The organism is Streptomyces sp. NPDC038200 (assembly GCF_055600785.1).
Genome location: NZ_JBVJYH010000006.1, coordinates 157,859 through 173,235 on the forward strand (window position 1 = coordinate 157,859; position 15,377 = coordinate 173,235).

Genomic DNA, 15,377 nt, shown 5'->3' on the forward strand with positions numbered 1-15,377 from the left:
CATGCCCGACCAGTCCATCCCTCAGGCCCGTACGTCCGACACGCCGGTGGTGAAGCCCGTGTCCGGCCCGAGCGGCATCTCCCGCCGCGCCCTGCTCGGCACCGCCGGCGCCACCGGTCTCGTGCTCGGCGCGGCAGGCGGGGCCGTGGGATACGCCGCCGCGCCCGCCGAGACGACCCCGCTCACCTCCGTCGGCTCCGGCCGGGCGATGTTTCACGGGAAACATCAGCCCGGCATCACCGAGGGTCTCCAGGCGAGCGGTCATCTCGTCGCCTTCGACCTGGTGGCGGGCGCGGGCCGCAAGGAGGCGGCGGCCCTGCTGCGCCGCTGGTCGACGACGGCCGAACGGCTGATGGCGGGCGAGGCCGCTCCCCACGACGACACCGACGTGGCCCGGGACGCGGGGCCGTCCTCGCTGACCGTCACCTTCGGCTTCGGGCACAGCTTCTTCGGCAGGACCGGGCTGGAGAAGCAGCGGCCCGGCGCGCTCGACCCGCTGCCGGACTTCTCCTCCGACCGGCTCGACAAGAACCGCAGCGACGGGGACCTGTGGGTGCAGATCGGCGCGGACGACGCCCTGGTCGCCTTCCACGCCCTGCGCGCGATCCAGAAGGACGCCGGCTCGGCCGCACGGGTGCGCTGGCAGATGAACGGCTTCAACCGCAGCCCGGGGGCCACCGCCCGTCCCATGACGGCCCGCAACCTCATGGGCCAGCTCGACGGCACCCGCAACCCGAAGCCGGCCGAGTCCGACTTCGACCGCCGGATCTTCGTGCCCGCCTCGGGCGAGCCCGCGTGGATGGCAGGCGGCTCCTACGCCGTCGTACGCCGGATCCGCATGCTCCTGGACGACTGGGAGAAGCTCTCCCTCTCCGCCCAGGAGCAGGTCATCGGGCGCCGCAAGGCCGACGGCGCGCCGCTGTCCGGCGGCGACGAGACGACCCCGATGGACCTGGAGAAGACCGACGCCAAGGGCGGCTTCGTCGTCCCGGCCAACGCGCACGCCCGGATCACCCGGCCCGACCGCAACGGCGGCGCGGCCATGCTGCGGCGCCCGTTCTCCTACCACGACGGCATCGACGCGGACGGCACTCCCGACGCCGGTCTGCTGTTCATCTGCTGGCAGGCGGACCCGCTGCGCGGCTTCGTCCCCGTACAGCGCAAGCTCGACCGGGGCGACGCGCTGTCGAAGTACATCCGGCACGAGGCGAGCGGCCTGTACGCGGTGCCGGGCGGCGCGGCGAAGGGCGAATACGTGGGGCAGCGGCTTCTGGAGGGGTGAACCGCCTTCAAACCACACGGTCGAGTGGCATTCGTGAGACACATGCGACGGGTCTCCCTGGGGCCATTAGGGTGAGGACATGCCAGCGAGCTATGCCTATCTCGGCCCGGAGGGCACCTTCACGGAGGTCGCCCTGCGCACGCTTCCGGAGGCGGCCACCCGGGAGCTGATCCCGTACGTGTCGGTGCAGTCCGCGCTGGACGCGGTCCGAGCCGGCGAGGCCGAGGCCGCGTTCGTGCCGATCGAGAACTCCGTCGAGGGCGGCATCACCACCACCCTGGACGAGCTGGTCGCGGGCGAGCCCCTGACGATCTACCGCGAAGTGCTGCTGTCGATCACCTTCGCGCTGCTGGTCCGGCCCGGCACCGCGCTCGCGGACATCAAGACCGTCTCCGCCCATCCCGCGGCCCAGCCCCAGGTGCGCAACTGGCTGCGCACGAACCTCCCGGACGCCGTCTGGGAGTCGGCCGCCTCGAACGCGGACGCCGCCCGCCTGGTCCAGGAGGGCCGCTACGACGCCGCCTTCGCGGGCGAGTTCGCCGCCGCCCGGTACGGCCTCGAAGCGCTGGAGACCGGGATCCACGACGCGGAGAACGCGCAGACCCGCTTCGTGCTGGTCGGCCGCCCGGCGAGGCCGGCCGCGCCCACCGGCGCCGACAAGACCTCGGTGGTGCTGTGGCAGCGGGACGACCACCCCGGTGCCCTGCGCGACCTGCTCGGCGAGTTCGCCTCACGCGGCATCAACCTCATGCTGCTCCAGTCCCGGCCGACCGGCGCCGGCATCGGCAACTACTGCTTCTGCATCGACGCCGAGGGCCACATCGCCGACCGGCGGATGGCGGAGGCCCTGATGGGGCTGCGGCGGATCTGCCTCCAAGTGCGCTTCCTCGGTTCCTATCCGCGTGCGGACATCACGCCCGGCGAGATCCGTCCGACGCCCCCGGGGACGTCGGACAAGGAGTTCATGGCGGCGGCCGACTGGGTGGCGCGCTGCCAGGACGGCCGGTTCTGACCAGACGGCCCGTATCGGTCGTACCGGCACACGAACGTTATCCACAGGAGTTATCCACAGGTCCCCATCTCGACCTGGGGACAAGTCGACAGGGCAGGGGCACAGGGTCGACAAATCGCCCTGGAGCCCCCGTTCGAGGCCACCAACGCGCGCGTCACCCTTCGTCCACTCGTTTCCTTTGGTTCATCTTTTGGGGCGACCGTTTTCCACCCGAAAGTGGGCGTCGAAGGGGTTTGACCCGGGAATTCTTCAGTCGCTTCGCAGTTTCCGGAGTGATCAATTCCGAAGTCCACAGACCTTCCACACAGCCTGTGGATAACTCTCCGAGGGGTGTGGATCCCTGTGGACAACCCGGCGACGACCCGGCGACAACCCAGCTGCCAAATCCCGTTCTCCGCAAGGGAATCCGGTCAACCGGCCGTCCGGACCGTGCCCCGTCCCAGGGAGTGAGACACTTTCCCCTTGACGCTCGGCGCGACGCGCGGGCCGAGGCGCGCCTTGATGCGCGGCCTGATGCGCGGCTTGCAGCGGGGAACGCGTTCGGCAATTACCGCATACCGGAATGTAAGCCGCGAATCCGAATCCCCCGGAATAGTGATGCGTGAGCCGCTGTCGCGCACCGGTAGCCTTGGCCTCGTGATTGACCTTCGCCTGCTCCGTGAGGACCCCGACCGTGTGCGCGCGTCCCAGCGCGCCCGTGGAGAGGACGTCGCGCTCGTCGACTCCCTCCTGTCTGCCGACGAGCGGCGCAGGTCGTCCGGCGTCCGCTTCGACGAGCTGCGCGCCGAGCAGAAGCAGCTCGGCAAGCTCATCCCCAAGGCCACCGGTGACGAGAAGGCCGAGCTGCTCAAGCGCGCCGAGCAGCTGAAGAGCGACGTGAAGGCCGCCGACGCCGAGCGCGACGCGGCCGACGCCGAGACCCAGCAGCTGCTGCTCCGGCTCGGCAACCTCGTCCACCCCGACGTGCCCGTCGGCGGTGAGGAGGACTTCGTCACGCTGGAGACGCACGGCACGATCCGCGACTTCGGTGCCGAGGGCTTCGACCCCAAGGACCACCTGGAGCTGGGCCAGCTGCTCGGCGCGATCGACGTCGAGCGCGGTGCCAAGGTCTCCGGCTCCCGCTTCTACTTCCTCACCGGTGTCGGCGCCCTGCTGGAGCTGGCCCTGGTGAACGCGGCGATCGCGCAGGCCACGGCGGCCGGCTTCACGCCGATGCTGACGCCCGCGCTGGTCCGCCCGCAGTCCATGGCCGGCACCGGCTTCCTCGGCCAGGCCGCGCAGGACGTCTACCACCTCGACAAGGACGACCTGTACCTGGTGGGCACCTCCGAGGTCCCGCTGGCCGCGTACCACATGGACGAGATCATCGACGCCGACAAGCTGCCGCTGCGGTACGCGGGCTTCTCGCCCTGCTTCCGCCGCGAGGCCGGCTCGCACGGCAAGGACACGCGAGGCATCTTCCGCGTGCACCAGTTCGACAAGGTCGAGATGTTCTCGTACGTCGCTCCCGAGGACTCCCGGGCGGAGCACCAGCGCCTGCTGGAGTGGGAGAAGCAGTGGCTGACCTCGCTGGAGCTGCCGTTCCGCGTCATCGACGTCGCCTCCGCCGACCTCGGCGCCTCGGCCGCCCGTAAGTACGACTGCGAGGCGTGGATCCCCACCCAGGGCAAGTACCGCGAGCTGACCTCGACCTCGGACTGCACCGAGTTCCAGTCCCGCCGCCTGTCCATCCGGGTCCGCGACGGCAAGCAGGTCAAGCCGCTGGCCACCCTCAACGGCACGCTCTGCGCCGTCCCCCGCACGATCGTGGCGATCCTGGAGAACCACCAGCAGGCCGACGGTTCCGTCCGGGTGCCCGAGGTGCTGCGCCCCTACCTGGGCGGCCGTGAGGTCCTGGAGCCGGTGTCCCGGTGAGCTTCCCCTACGGGCTCATCGCCACCGACCTCGACGGAACGCTGCTGCGCTCCGACGAGTCGATCTCGCGGCGCACCCGTGACGCGCTCGCCGCGGCCACCGCGGCGGGCGCGGCGCACATCGTCGTCACCGGCCGCGCGGTCCCCTGGACCCGCCACATCCTGGACGACCTCGGCTACGACGGCCTCGCCGTCTGCGGCCAGGGCGCCCAGGTGTACGACGCCGGCGCCCACCGCCTGCTGACCTCCGTCACCCTGGACCGGCAGCTGGCGGGCGTGGCCCTGGCCAAGATCGAGGCCGAGGTGGGCCCGCTCCACCTGGCGGCCAGCCGGGACGGCCTGGACGGCGAGGTGCTGGTCGGTCCGGGATACGCGGTCACCGGCACGCTCCCGGCGACCCCGTTCACGGACGCGTCGGACATCTGGGCGGCGCCGCTGAACAAGATCTACATACAGCATCCGACGATGGGCGACGACGAGCTGGCGGAGGCCGCCCGGCAGGCGGCCGGCGGTTTCGTCACGGTGGCCATGGCCGGTCACGGCATCGTCGAACTCCTGCCGCTGGGGCTGTCCAAGGCCACGGGCCTGTCCCTGGCGGCCCGCCGCCTGGGTCTGAAGGCCGCCGACACGATCGCCTTCGGCGACATGCCCAACGACATCCCGATGTTCGCCTGGGCCTCTCGGGGCGTGGCCATGGCCAACGCCCATGAGGAACTGAAGGCGGTGGCCGACGAGGTCACCTCCTCCAACGAAGAGGACGGCATCGCGGTGGTCCTGGAGCGGTTGCTGGGCTGACCGCACCGGGCGCCTGGGCCGGGCGCCGGCGCGGTTGCTACTCTCGGCGGTCATGCGATCACGAGAGTTCGACCTCGACTTCCGCGACCGCGCCTCCCGGATACGCGCCTGGGGCATCGGCCTGCTGGCCGTGGCGGGGCTGCTGTGGACCTGGTGCGCCGTGCTGCTCCTCACGCCCTACGAGGCGCAGCGCAGTTCCGACGATCAGTACCCCGCCCAGTGCGAGTCCCGTCTGCTGACGGACCGCGGGACCGCCAACGACGGCCTCTACGACGGCGACTACTGCGCGAACGAGCGTGACTGGCCGGAGGCGCTGGCGATCCTCGGCCTGTCGGTCCCGGTGTCCCTGGCCGGCGCGATCCTCTTCACGACGGGCACGGTGAACCGGACGATGAGTTCCCACGCGGAGGCGATGCGGGAACTGGACAAGATCGCGGACGCCCGGGGCGCCCGACCGGCGTCCGCACCGTCCTGAGCGACCGTCGCCCGGCACGACCTGCGGCGCCGGGCGCCTTCGCTCCCCTGACACCCGGCACCTGACACCTGACACCTGACACCCGGCACCTGGCACCTGGCACCTGGCACCCGACGCACCTGACACCCGGCACCCGGCACCCGGCCGGCTCATGGCCGGCCACATGTCGGTGAGAACGTCTCGCGGAGGATGCACGGATCGAACGTGCGCGGGCCCTGCGGACCCGACCACGGCTTAGCAAGCCGGTGCCTTACCACTCGGCCAATCCTCCGGGTGGGCGGCCCACGCGCGTGCGACATCGCGTGCTCGAAGCGGCCGCCCCGGGCAGTTCCCATGGCTCTACGAAGAGGTGACGATCCGCTCCGGAGCCGGCCTCGGACTGCCCTGACGGGAGCTGGGCGTACTGCCGTGCATGGACATCGCCCACCTCCACTCCCAGTACCTGACGCCGGGACGATCCCGGCGGACGGGGCACGACCACTGTCCCCCGCCACCGCATCGGACGCCACCGAATAAAGGCCGCGCACACCGCCACCGGCGACGCCTGCTCTACTCCTCGCCCGCCAGCGTCAGCGACCGCAGCTTCTGGCCCGCATACCAGGTGGCCAGGACGGTAACCGCCACCAGCAGCACGGTGGCCGTCGTCAGACCCACCTCGGAGGTCACCAGGTCACCGCCGGCAACCTTGTGGGCGACGGCCAGCGACCACTGCTGGACGCTCAGCGTGCGCGCGCCCGGCACCAGCGAACCGAACAGCGCCTCCCAGACCAGGGCGTAGACGAGCCCGAAGACCACCGCGTGCCGGGAGACCGTGCCGAGCAGCAGGAAGAGCGCCGAGTAGGCGATGGAGGAGACCAGCGCGGCGACCGTGTACGCGACCGCGATCTGCTGGCCGTTGCCGTTCAGGATCAGGCCCGCGATCATCGTCGGCACCGCCGAGAAGACCATGGTCACGGCGATGGCGACGATGAGCTTGGTGAAGATGATCGCGGGCCGCTTGAGCGGTTTGGACAGCAGATAGACGACGGAGCCGTCGTCGATCTCCGGGCCGATCGCGCCCGTGCCCGCGATGACACCGATGATCGGCACCATGGTGGCGAGCGCGAAGCCGCCGAGCACGTCGGACGCGGTCTGGTCGTCGGCACCGGTCAGGGCGCGCACGGCCACGGAGATCACGATGAGCAGCAGCGGCAGTGCGCCGAGGATGAGGGCCCGACGGCGGCCGAGCAGGGCCCGGTAAGTGAGCCGGGCGACGGTGGGGTCGTACATTTCGGCCTCCTACGCCGCGACCAGGTAAGAGAAGACGGACTCCAGGGACTCGTCGGACGGCGAGACCGTGAGCAGCCGGATGCCGTGGTCCCGGGCGACCTTCGGCAGCAGGGCGGTGAAGCGGCCGAAGTCGACGGCCTGGATGCGCAGGGCGCCCTCGGCGTGGTCGACCTCGATGCCGGCCGTCGACGGGTCGGCGATGAGCGCCGCCGCGAGGGCACGGTCGTCGCTGGAGCGCACCAGGTAGCGGTGCGGGCGGTCGGTCATCAGGCGGCGGATCCTGCGGAAGTCGCCGCTGGCCGCGTGCCGTCCGGCGACGACGACCTCGATGTGCCGGGCGAGCTGCTCGACCTCTTCGAGGATGTGCGAGGAGAACAGGACCGTACGGCCCTCGTCCCCCATCCTGCGCAGCAGATCCATGAGTTGCATGCGCTGGCGCGGGTCCATGCCGTTGAACGGCTCGTCCAGCAGCAGCAGCGACGGGTCGTGCACGAGGGCGCTCGCCATCTTCACCCGCTGCCGCATGCCCTTGGAGTACGTGGAGATCTTCCGGTCCTGCGCGTACTCCATCTCGACCGTGGCGAGGGCGCGCTGGGCGGCCTTGTCGCCCAGGCCGTGCAACTCGGCGTTGGCGACGACGAATTCACGGCCGGTGAGGAAGTCGTACATCGCCTCGCGCTCGGGGACGATGCCGATGTGCCGGTAGATCTCCTCGTTGCGCCAGACCGGCCGTCCGTCCAGGGTGACCGTGCCGGTGGAGGGGGCGAGGAAGCCGCCCATCATGTTGATCAGGGTGGACTTTCCGGCGCCGTTGGGGCCGAGCAGACCGGTGACGCCGGGGCCGATGGTCATGGTGATGTCGTTGACGGCGACGACGTTGCCGAACCAGCGGGAGACGTGGTCGATGGAGAGCGTGGTCATCACAGGCCCACCTTCCGGTAGCGGCGGATCAGGAGGCCGTAGCAGGCGGCGATCAGGCCCAGGGCGAACAGGACGTGGACCACGCCCTCGCCGCTGGACGGGCCGACCCCGCCGGGGAAGGCGGAGCTGCCGCCGAGGAAGGCGGACTGCACGCCGTCGATCAGGGTGATCGGCGAGAACAGGCCGATCCACGGAACAGCACCGTCGCTGCCCTGGGTGTAGGCGATGGCCTGGAGCGTGGACACCGCGCCGTAGGAGATGGTCAGCACGGCGATCACGGCGGCGATGCCGAAGCCGCGGCGCGGGGTGAAGGCGGCGATCACCAGGCCGATACCGGCGAAGAGCAGTGAGAGGAGGGCCACGGCGACCAGTCCCTGTGCGCATTCCTTCGTCTGGTGGGCGAAGCCCATCTTGGCCAGCAGCGCGCCCGCGTACATCACCAGCAGGGGTGCCGCGGTGAGGACGAACAGCGCGGAGGCGAGCGCGGCGAACTTGGCGCGGACGTAGTCGGCGGTCTCGATGGGCCGCGAGAAGTACAGCGGCACGGTCTTGAAGCGCAGGTCGCGGGAGACGGCCTGGGGTGCCTGGGAGGCGACGTACAGGCTGATCACGGCCTGCATGACGATCGCGTACCGGGTGTAGGACACCGGCAGTTCGTGCGCCTTGGTGGCGACGGCGACGGCGACCATGATGGCGGCGGGCACGCACATCACCGCGAACAGCAGCATCGGCAGCACCTTGGACTTCACCGAGCGGCCGAGGCCGTAGGCGCCGCGCAGGGACTGCGAGTACAGCGAGCGGCGGGCGTACGCGCGGCCGAGGCGGGGGCCGTCGTAGCCGCGGTAGCCGATGTCGTGGATGCGGGTCTGGTCACCGGCGCGCGATGCCGGGGAATGCTCAACCGCCATGGCCGACGGCCTCCTTCCGCTCTTCGTCGCCGCTGGTGAACACCTCGGAGATGTGGTGGCGGCGCTGCTCCATGCGGACCAGGCCGAGACCGAGGTCGGCGACCACGTCCCGGACGAGGTCGTACGTCTCCTCGCCCGTGGCGGTCAGCAGCAGGATGTGTCCGGCGCCGGGCAGTCCGCCGGCCTCCGCGTGCGTCTCGGTCCCGCGCGCGTGCAGCGCCTCGCGGACCGCGCGGGTGCCGTCGGGATGCGTGTCGCTGTCGGTGACCTCGATCGCGAGGGTGGTCGTGGTCTGCGTGAAGTCCGTGGTGGAACTGGAGCGCAGGAGCTTGCCGCCGTCGATGACGACGACGTGGTCGCAGGTGCGCTCCAGCTCGCCCAGCAGGTGCGAGGTGACCAGGACCGAGATGCCGAAGTCGCTGTGGATGCGGCGGATCAGGCCGAGCATCTCGTCACGGCCGACCGGGTCGAGGCCGTTGGTCGGCTCGTCCAGGAAGACCAGCTGCGGGTCGTGGACCAGGGCCTGGGCGAGCTTCACCCGCTGCTTCATGCCGGTCGAGTAGCCGCCGATGGGGCGGTAGCGCTCCTCGTACAGACCCACATGGCGCAGGGTGTCGGCGGTGCGCTCACGTGCGGCGGTGGGCGGCAGGCCGGACATGCGGGCCATGTGGACGACGAACTCGGTGGCCGAGACGTCGGGCGGCAGGCAGTCGTGCTCCGGCATGTACCCCACGCGCTCCCGGATGGCGGCGCCCTCGGAGGCGACGTCCAGGCCGAGCACCGCGGCCCGGCCCTCCGTCGCGGGGGACAGCCCCAGCAGGATCTTGATCAGGGTGGACTTGCCGGCGCCGTTGGCCCCGACGAGTCCGGTCACACCGGGCCCGATGTCCACGGACAGCCGGTCGAGCGCGGTCACCCGGGGGAACCGCTTGCTCAGGCTTTCGGTCGCGATCACAGTCACGTCTCCGACGGTAGTGACACGGACCACGTCCGTCGTCAGACCTCAGAGCCGTTTCCTCGTCAGACCCAGGTAGTACGGGACCCTAAGGGGCGCCCACCCAAGGGTGGCCGGCGGGCCGCGCACGACCGTCGTCCACAGCCCCCATCCCTCCTATTGACGCCGCCTCTAACAACTGTCACATTCACCAGTGTCAAGTTACGGATGAGTACGGCGGTCGACGGGACGAGTCGCCCCGGCGGCGGACGAGCCGTCAGGACGACGGGACGGGGCGGCATGACGACGGCAGTGAAAAGCGAACTCTCCGTGGAGCTGCGGGGGTTCAGGCGGGTTCAGCGCCTCGCCTACGAGTGCGCGGAGGCGGTCGCGGCCCGCCTGGAGCCGGGCGTGACCGAGCGCGAGGCCGCGCGGATGCAGCGGGAGTGGCTGCGCGCGCACGGGGTGCGGGACTGGTTCCATCTCCCCTTCGCCTGGTTCGGGGACCGCACGGCGTTCGCGAACTTCCGCATCCCGCTGCAGTTCTTCCCGACCGAGCGCGCGCTGGAGCCGGGGATGCCGTTCATCCTGGACATGGCACCGGTGTACGAGGGATACACGGCGGACATCGGCTACTCGGGCTCGCTGGGCGTGAACCCGGTGCAGGACCGGCTGATGGCCGACCTGGAGGCGCACCGGGAGCTGATCCTGCGCGAGGTGCGCGAGCGGCGGCCGCTGCGCGAGATCTACCAGGACGTGGACCGGCTCATGGTCCGCCAGGGCTACGCCAACCGGCACCGGGCCTACCCCTTCGGGGTGATCGCCCACAAGGTGGACCGGGTGCGGCAGCGCCGCTGGTCACCCCATCTGTTCGGGTTCGGCACGCAGTCCCTGAAGGGGCTCGCCTCCGACGCCCTGCACGGCCATCGCGAGGGCTGGTCGCCCCTGTGGTCGCCGTACCGCTTCTCGGACCACCCCCCGCAGCCGGGCCTCTGGGCGGTCGAACCGCACCTCGGCTTCCGGGGCACGGGCGCGAAGTTCGAGGAGATCCTCGTGGTCACCGACTCCCGGGACCCCGTGGAGAGCGCGTTCTGGCTGGACGACGATCTGCCGCACGTGCGGCGCTGGGCGGAGGAGAAGTGACCTTGGAAGGCGCGCGTGAGCGCTGGGTGCGGACCGGCGGGGTCGAGCTGTGCGTGGCCGAGCTGGGCGACCCCGAGCAGCCGACGGTGGTGCTGGTGCACGGCTACCCGGACAGCAAGGAGGTCTGGTCACAGGTCGCGGCCCGCCTCGCCGACCGCTTCCACGTCGTCCTCTACGACGTCCGGGGACACGGCCGCTCCACCGCTCCCCGGCCGCTGCGCGGGGGCTTCACCCTGGCCAAGCTCACGGACGACTTCCTGGCCGTCGTGGACGAGGTCAGCCCGGACCGGCCGGTGCACCTCGTCGGCCACGACTGGGGCTCGGTGCAGTCCTGGGAGTTCGTCACGGTGGGCCGCACGGAGGGACGTATCGCCTCCTTCACCTCGATCTCCGGGCCGTCCCTCGACCACTTCGGGCACTGGATCGACGCACGCGTGAAGCGTCCGACGCCCCGCCGGGTGGGCCAGCTCCTCGGCCAGGGCGCCAAGTCCTGGTACGTGTACCTGCTGCACACGCCGGCCCTGCCGGAGCTGGCCTGGCGCGGCCCGCTCGGCAAGCGCTGGCCGAAGATCCTGGAGCGCGTCGAGCGGGTCCCGGGCGGCGACTACCCGACCGCCTCCCTCCCCTCCGACGCGGCCCACGGCGCCTGGCTGTACCGGGACAACGTCCGCTCCCGGCTGCGCAGGCCGCGCCCGGACGCGTACGCACACGCGCCCGTGCAGCTCATCACGCCCCAGGGCGACGCGTTCCTCTCGGAGCGGCTGTACGACGACCTGGACCGGTGGGTGCCGCAGCTGACCCGGCGCACGCTCCCGGCCAAGCACTGGGTCCCGCGCACCCGGCCCGACCAGGTGGCCGCGTGGATCGAGGAGTTCGTGACGTCCGTGACGGGCGGCCGTCCCGAGCCTGCCGCCACCGGCCGCCACGCCGACCGGTTCGGCGGGCAGCTGGTGCTGGTCACCGGGGCGGGCGGCGGCATCGGCCGGGCCACGGCGTTCGCGTTCGCCGAGGCCGGCGCGCGCGTGATCGCCGTCGACCGCGACGCCGAGGCCGCGGCCCGCACCGCCGAGCTGTCCCGGCTGGTCGGCGCGCCCGAGGCCTGGGCCGAACCGGCCGACGTCTCCGACGAGCAGGCCATGGAGAAGCTGGCGGAGAAGGTGCACCGCGCGTACGGCGTGCCGGACGTGCTGGTCAACAACGCGGGCATCGGCCTGTCGGGCTCCTTCTTCGCCACGACGACCGACGACTGGCGCAGGGTCCTGGACGTCAACCTCTGGGGTGTCATCCACGGCTGCCGCCTCTTCGGCGCGCGCATGGCCGAGCGCGGCCAGGGCGGCCACATCGTCAACATCGCGTCCGCGGCGGCGTACCAGCCCTCGCGCGCGCTTCCCGCCTACAGCACCTCCAAGGCGGCCGTGCTGATGCTCTCCGAGTGCCTGCGCGCCGAGCTGGCCGCCCAGGGCATCGGTGTCACCGCGGTCTGCCCGGGCATCGTCAACACCGGCATCACCGCCACGGCCCGCTTCGCCGGCGTCGACGAGGCGGAGCAGCAGCGCCGCCGGCAGCGCTCGGCCCGGTTGTACGGGCTGCGCAACTACCCGCCGGAGAAGGTGGCCGACGCGATCCTGGACGCGGTGATCCACAACCGGGCGGTGGCACCGGTGACCCCGGAGGCCCGGGGAGCGCACCTGCTGTCCCGGTTCGCGCCGGGCCTGCTGCGGCGGATCGCCCGGGTGGAACCCCGGTTGTGACGCGGCGGGGGAGGGCGGGTGAGCAGCCGAACCCGGGCGACGGCCGTACGACGTAGCCGTGGACAGCCGAACCGGGCAACGGTCGTACGACACGGCCGTGGACAGCCGAGCCCGGGCGACGGCCGTACGACACGGCCGTGGACAGCGTGCCCGGCCGGTGGTGCCACCCGTCCACCAGCAACTTCCGGTACGACTCAAGGGAACCCCACGATGCCCGACCCACCGGCCCGGAACACCTACCGCATCGAAGACCTCGCCCAGCACACCGGCACCACGGTCCGGACCATCCGCGCCTACCAGGACCGTGGCCTCCTCCCCCGCCCCGAGCGCCGAGGCCGCGCCAACCTCTACTCCGAGGCCCACGTCACCCGCCTCCATCAGATCGCCCACCTCCTGGACCGCGGCTACACCCTGGCCTCGATCAAGGAACTCCTGGACGCCTGGGACACCGGCCGTGGCCTGGCCGGCGTACTCGGGCTGGTCACCGAGGTCGAGGGGCCGTGGACGGACGAGCAGCCCGACCGCGTCACCCGCGCCGAGCTGGAGGCCCGCTTCGGCGGCGCCCCGGACGAGGACGCCGTGGCCGAGGCGGTGGCCCTCGGTGTACTGGAACCAGTCGTCGGCAAGCCGGACACCTTCCTGGTGCCGAGCCCCCAAGAACTGGCGGTGGCCGTGGAGTTGCACGCGGCCGGAGTGCCACTGTCGGCGATCGCCGGTCACCTCAGGGAGTTGAGGGGGCAGGTGGAGCACATCGCGGCCCGTTTCCTGGAGTTCACCACGGAGTACGTGTTCGCGCGCTACCTGGACGATCCGGGGCAGCGCACGGACGCGCACGCGGCGGAGGCGGCCTCACTCGTCCGCCGCCTGCGCCCCCTCGCCCAGCAGACCGTCGACGCGGAACTCGCCCGTGCGATGCGCGCGTTGGCCACCCGTCACCTGCGCAGCCACCTCGTGGCGCAGCCGCCCCCCGCGCCACCCGCCGACACGAGGAACGTGGCACTGCCCACCGAAACGATCGAGGCCGTGGAAAGGCTGGTTGGGCAGGGGCACGTTTCGGACTTCCTCGCTCTGGCCGCCGAACGCGAGGTCCGGGCGAGAGCATTGGACGATCTTGCCGCATCACCGCATGACCGCACAGGTGTTCACGAAACGCCGTAGAACGAACGCCAGTTGTCCACAACTTCGCCAATTAGCCTGTGGATAACTACACTTGGTTGTGGATCAAACCTCGGAAGAAAAAAACCTGCGTGATGCGGATCTCTCCCGCACGCTGGACGCATGGATGAACGACGCACCGTGAAGGTGTCCAAATATCTCTCCCGGCACCTGCGCCACCAGCCCGAACGCATCGGACTCACACCCGACGCCGGCGGCTGGGTGAAGATCGACACGCTGATCGCCGCCGCCACGGACCACGGATTCCGGTTCACACGCGCGGAGCTGGACCATGTGGTCGCCGTGAACGACAAACAGCGCTTCGTGATCGAGGACGACAGAATCCGCGCCAGCCAGGGACACAGCATCGAGGTCGACCTCGGCCTGCCCCCGGCGACCCCGCCGCCGTACCTCTACCACGGGACGGTGGCCGCGCACCTGGACGCGATCCGCGCGGAGGGCCTGCGCCCCATGACCCGGCACGCCGTCCACCTCTCCGCCGACCGGGAGACCGCCACCCGTGTCGGCGCCCGCCGGGGCCGCCCCGTGGTGCTCGCCGTCGACTCCGGCGCCATGCACCGCGACGGCCATGTGTTCCACGTCAGCGCCAACGGCGTCTGGCTGACCGCAGCCGTCCCCCCGCACTACCTGCGCTTTCCCGCTGCACACTGAAACCCCTGGCCGCGCTGCCCGCGCTGTCCCGCCCCTCGCGGAACACCCCCGCCCGCGCTGCCCGCACGTACCGGCCGCCCGCTGAAACCCCCACCACGTCGACGCCGCTCACTCCACGCCGCCGGACAGCAGCGCACGGTGGCCGTTTCGTCCGTCGTCAGCGGCGCCGCTTACCCTCGGACGCATGAGTCTGCGTCTGAGCACCGTCATCCTGCCGTACCGCCGCTGGCACGAAGGCGCCCGTGCGGCCTGGGTACGCGCCGAGCAGCTCGGCTTCCACACGGCGTACACGTACGACCACCTGTCCTGGCGCAGCTTCCGTGACGGCCCCTGGTTCGGCGCGATCCCGACGCTCACGGCCGCCGCGGCGGCCACCGAGCGGCTGCGCCTCGGCACGCTGGTCACCTCGCCGAACTTCCGCCACCCGGTCACCCTCGCCAAGGAGCTGATCTCCCTGGACGACATCTCCGGTGGCCGGATCACCCTCGGCATCGGCGCGGGCGGCACCGGATTCGACGCCACCGCCCTCGGCCAGGACCCCTGGACCCCGCGGGAGCGCGCCGACCGGTTCGCCGAGTTCGTGCCCCTGCTCGACCGGCTGCTCACCGAGGACACCGTGTCGCACGAGGGCCGGTTCTACTCGGCCCACGAGGCACGGAACATCCCGGGCTGCGCGCAGCGCCCCCGGCTGCCGTTCGCGGTCGCGGCCACCGGCCCGCGCGGCCTCCGGCTCGCCGCGCGGTACGGCCAGGCGTGGGTGACCACCGGTGACCCGAAGCTGTACGAGACCGGCACGCCGGAGCAGTCCGTCGAAGCCCTGCGCGGGCAGCTCGGCAAGCTGTCGGAGGCGTGCGAGGCCGCCGGCCGGGACACGGCCGAGCTGGACAAGGTCCTGCTCACCGGCTTCACCCCGGACCGCGCCCGGCCGCTGGAGTCCCTGGACGCCTTCGTGGACTTCGCCGGCCGCCACCAGGAACTCGGCTTCACCGAGATCGTCATCCACTGGCCCATCCCGGACTCCGACTTCGCCGCGGACGAGAAGGTCTTCGAGCGAATCGCCATGGAGGCCCTCGCCCAGCTGGCCTGACGACCTCGCCCGTCTCCCGGTCCCCGGGGCACTCGTGCCCCGGCCGCGGCGTCAGCTGTG

14 protein-coding genes and 1 tRNA gene are annotated in these 15,377 nt (G+C 71.4%); 10 read left to right on the top strand and 5 right to left on the bottom strand.

Annotation, left to right across the window (positions count from 1 at the left end; all coding sequences use genetic code 11):
- Position 1: 1 nt before the first annotated feature.
- The 5 genes from efeB (at position 2) to ACZ7KF_RS15170 (ending at position 5,477) form a co-directional block, all read left to right on the top strand.
- Positions 2-1,282 carry an iron uptake transporter deferrochelatase/peroxidase subunit gene (efeB, locus tag ACZ7KF_RS15150; RefSeq protein ID WP_471073728.1) on the top strand — a complete coding sequence of 427 codons (1,281 nt, stop codon included), beginning with the start codon at positions 2-4 and terminating at the stop codon, positions 1,280-1,282.
- A 79-nt stretch (positions 1,283-1,361) separates the two neighbouring features.
- Positions 1,362-2,294, top strand: a complete 933-nt coding sequence (pheA, locus tag ACZ7KF_RS15155) for a prephenate dehydratase (RefSeq protein WP_471073731.1) — start codon at positions 1,362-1,364, stop codon at positions 2,292-2,294.
- A 636-nt stretch (positions 2,295-2,930) separates the two neighbouring features.
- The gene (serS, locus tag ACZ7KF_RS15160) at positions 2,931-4,208 is read left to right on the top strand and encodes a serine--tRNA ligase (protein WP_471073734.1); all 1,278 of its coding nucleotides are present in this window, start codon (positions 2,931-2,933) and stop codon (positions 4,206-4,208) included.
- Entirely contained in the window at positions 4,205-5,002 is a 798-nt protein-coding gene (locus ACZ7KF_RS15165) for an HAD family hydrolase (RefSeq protein WP_471073737.1), read from the top strand. Before serS ends, ACZ7KF_RS15165 begins: the two co-directional genes overlap by 4 nt.
- Before the next feature lie 52 nt (positions 5,003-5,054).
- Positions 5,055-5,477, top strand: coding sequence for a hypothetical protein (locus ACZ7KF_RS15170; protein ID WP_471073740.1), 423 nt, complete (start codon positions 5,055-5,057; stop codon positions 5,475-5,477).
- A gap of 183 nt (positions 5,478-5,660) precedes the next feature.
- On the opposite strand, the gene ACZ7KF_RS15175 is transcribed toward ACZ7KF_RS15170, so the two are convergent.
- The 5 genes from ACZ7KF_RS15175 to ACZ7KF_RS15195 form a co-directional block, all read right to left on the bottom strand.
- A tRNA-Ser gene (locus tag ACZ7KF_RS15175) sits at positions 5,661-5,748 on the bottom strand.
- A gap of 278 nt (positions 5,749-6,026) precedes the next feature.
- The gene (locus ACZ7KF_RS15180; protein ID WP_471073743.1) at positions 6,027-6,746 is read right to left on the bottom strand and encodes an ABC transporter permease subunit; all 720 of its coding nucleotides are present in this window, start codon (positions 6,744-6,746) and stop codon (positions 6,027-6,029) included.
- Positions 6,747-6,755: 9 nt separating this feature from the next.
- Positions 6,756-7,667: an ABC transporter ATP-binding protein gene (locus ACZ7KF_RS15185; RefSeq protein WP_471073745.1), complete on the bottom strand. Its 912-nt coding sequence runs from the start codon at positions 7,665-7,667 to the stop codon at positions 6,756-6,758.
- Positions 7,667-8,575, bottom strand: a complete 909-nt coding sequence (locus ACZ7KF_RS15190; protein WP_471073748.1) for an ABC transporter permease — start codon at positions 8,573-8,575, stop codon at positions 7,667-7,669. Before ACZ7KF_RS15190 ends, ACZ7KF_RS15185 begins: the two co-directional genes overlap by 1 nt.
- Positions 8,565-9,530 (bottom strand): ABC transporter ATP-binding protein, encoded by a 966-nt coding sequence (locus ACZ7KF_RS15195; protein ID WP_471074489.1) that lies wholly within the window; start codon positions 9,528-9,530, stop codon positions 8,565-8,567. Before ACZ7KF_RS15195 ends, ACZ7KF_RS15190 begins: the two co-directional genes overlap by 11 nt.
- Positions 9,531-9,809: 279 nt before the next feature.
- Between ACZ7KF_RS15195 and ACZ7KF_RS15200 the strand changes: the two genes are divergently transcribed.
- The 5 genes from ACZ7KF_RS15200 (at position 9,810) to ACZ7KF_RS15220 (ending at position 15,317) form a co-directional block, all read left to right on the top strand.
- Positions 9,810-10,652, top strand: a complete 843-nt coding sequence (locus ACZ7KF_RS15200) for a M24 family metallopeptidase (RefSeq protein WP_471073751.1) — start codon at positions 9,810-9,812, stop codon at positions 10,650-10,652.
- Positions 10,649-12,403, top strand: coding sequence for an SDR family oxidoreductase (locus ACZ7KF_RS15205; protein WP_471073754.1), 1,755 nt, complete (start codon positions 10,649-10,651; stop codon positions 12,401-12,403). The genes ACZ7KF_RS15200 and ACZ7KF_RS15205 overlap by 4 nt, the downstream gene beginning before the upstream one ends.
- 210 nt (positions 12,404-12,613) lie before the next feature.
- Entirely contained in the window at positions 12,614-13,561 is a 948-nt protein-coding gene (locus ACZ7KF_RS15210) for a MerR family transcriptional regulator (protein ID WP_471073757.1), read from the top strand.
- A gap of 120 nt (positions 13,562-13,681) precedes the next feature.
- Positions 13,682-14,230, top strand: a complete 549-nt coding sequence (locus ACZ7KF_RS15215) for an RNA 2'-phosphotransferase (protein WP_471073760.1) — start codon at positions 13,682-13,684, stop codon at positions 14,228-14,230.
- Positions 14,231-14,414: 184 nt separating this feature from the next.
- Entirely contained in the window at positions 14,415-15,317 is a 903-nt protein-coding gene (locus ACZ7KF_RS15220) for an LLM class flavin-dependent oxidoreductase (RefSeq protein ID WP_471073763.1), read from the top strand.
- Positions 15,318-15,377: the final 60 nt, after the last annotated feature.

Bases quoted from the DNA above. Each gene is read 5' to 3' on its own strand.
- ACZ7KF_RS15215 (WP_471073760.1), top strand. From the start codon at position 13,682: ATGGATGAACGACGCACCGTGAAGGTGTCCAAATATCTCTCCCGGCAC.
- ACZ7KF_RS15170 (WP_471073740.1), top strand. From the start codon at position 5,055: ATGCGATCACGAGAGTTCGACCTCGACTTCCGCGACCGCGCCTCCCGG.
- efeB (WP_471073728.1), top strand. From the start codon at position 2: ATGCCCGACCAGTCCATCCCTCAGGCCCGTACGTCCGACACGCCGGTG.
- ACZ7KF_RS15220 (WP_471073763.1), top strand. From the start codon at position 14,415: ATGAGTCTGCGTCTGAGCACCGTCATCCTGCCGTACCGCCGCTGGCAC.
- ACZ7KF_RS15180 (WP_471073743.1), bottom strand. From the start codon at position 6,746: ATGTACGACCCCACCGTCGCCCGGCTCACTTACCGGGCCCTGCTCGGC.
- ACZ7KF_RS15200 (WP_471073751.1), top strand. From the start codon at position 9,810: ATGACGACGGCAGTGAAAAGCGAACTCTCCGTGGAGCTGCGGGGGTTC.
- pheA (WP_471073731.1), top strand. From the start codon at position 1,362: ATGCCAGCGAGCTATGCCTATCTCGGCCCGGAGGGCACCTTCACGGAG.
- ACZ7KF_RS15210 (WP_471073757.1), top strand. From the start codon at position 12,614: ATGCCCGACCCACCGGCCCGGAACACCTACCGCATCGAAGACCTCGCC.
- ACZ7KF_RS15185 (WP_471073745.1), bottom strand. From the start codon at position 7,667: ATGACCACGCTCTCCATCGACCACGTCTCCCGCTGGTTCGGCAACGTC.
- ACZ7KF_RS15190 (WP_471073748.1), bottom strand. From the start codon at position 8,575: ATGGCGGTTGAGCATTCCCCGGCATCGCGCGCCGGTGACCAGACCCGC.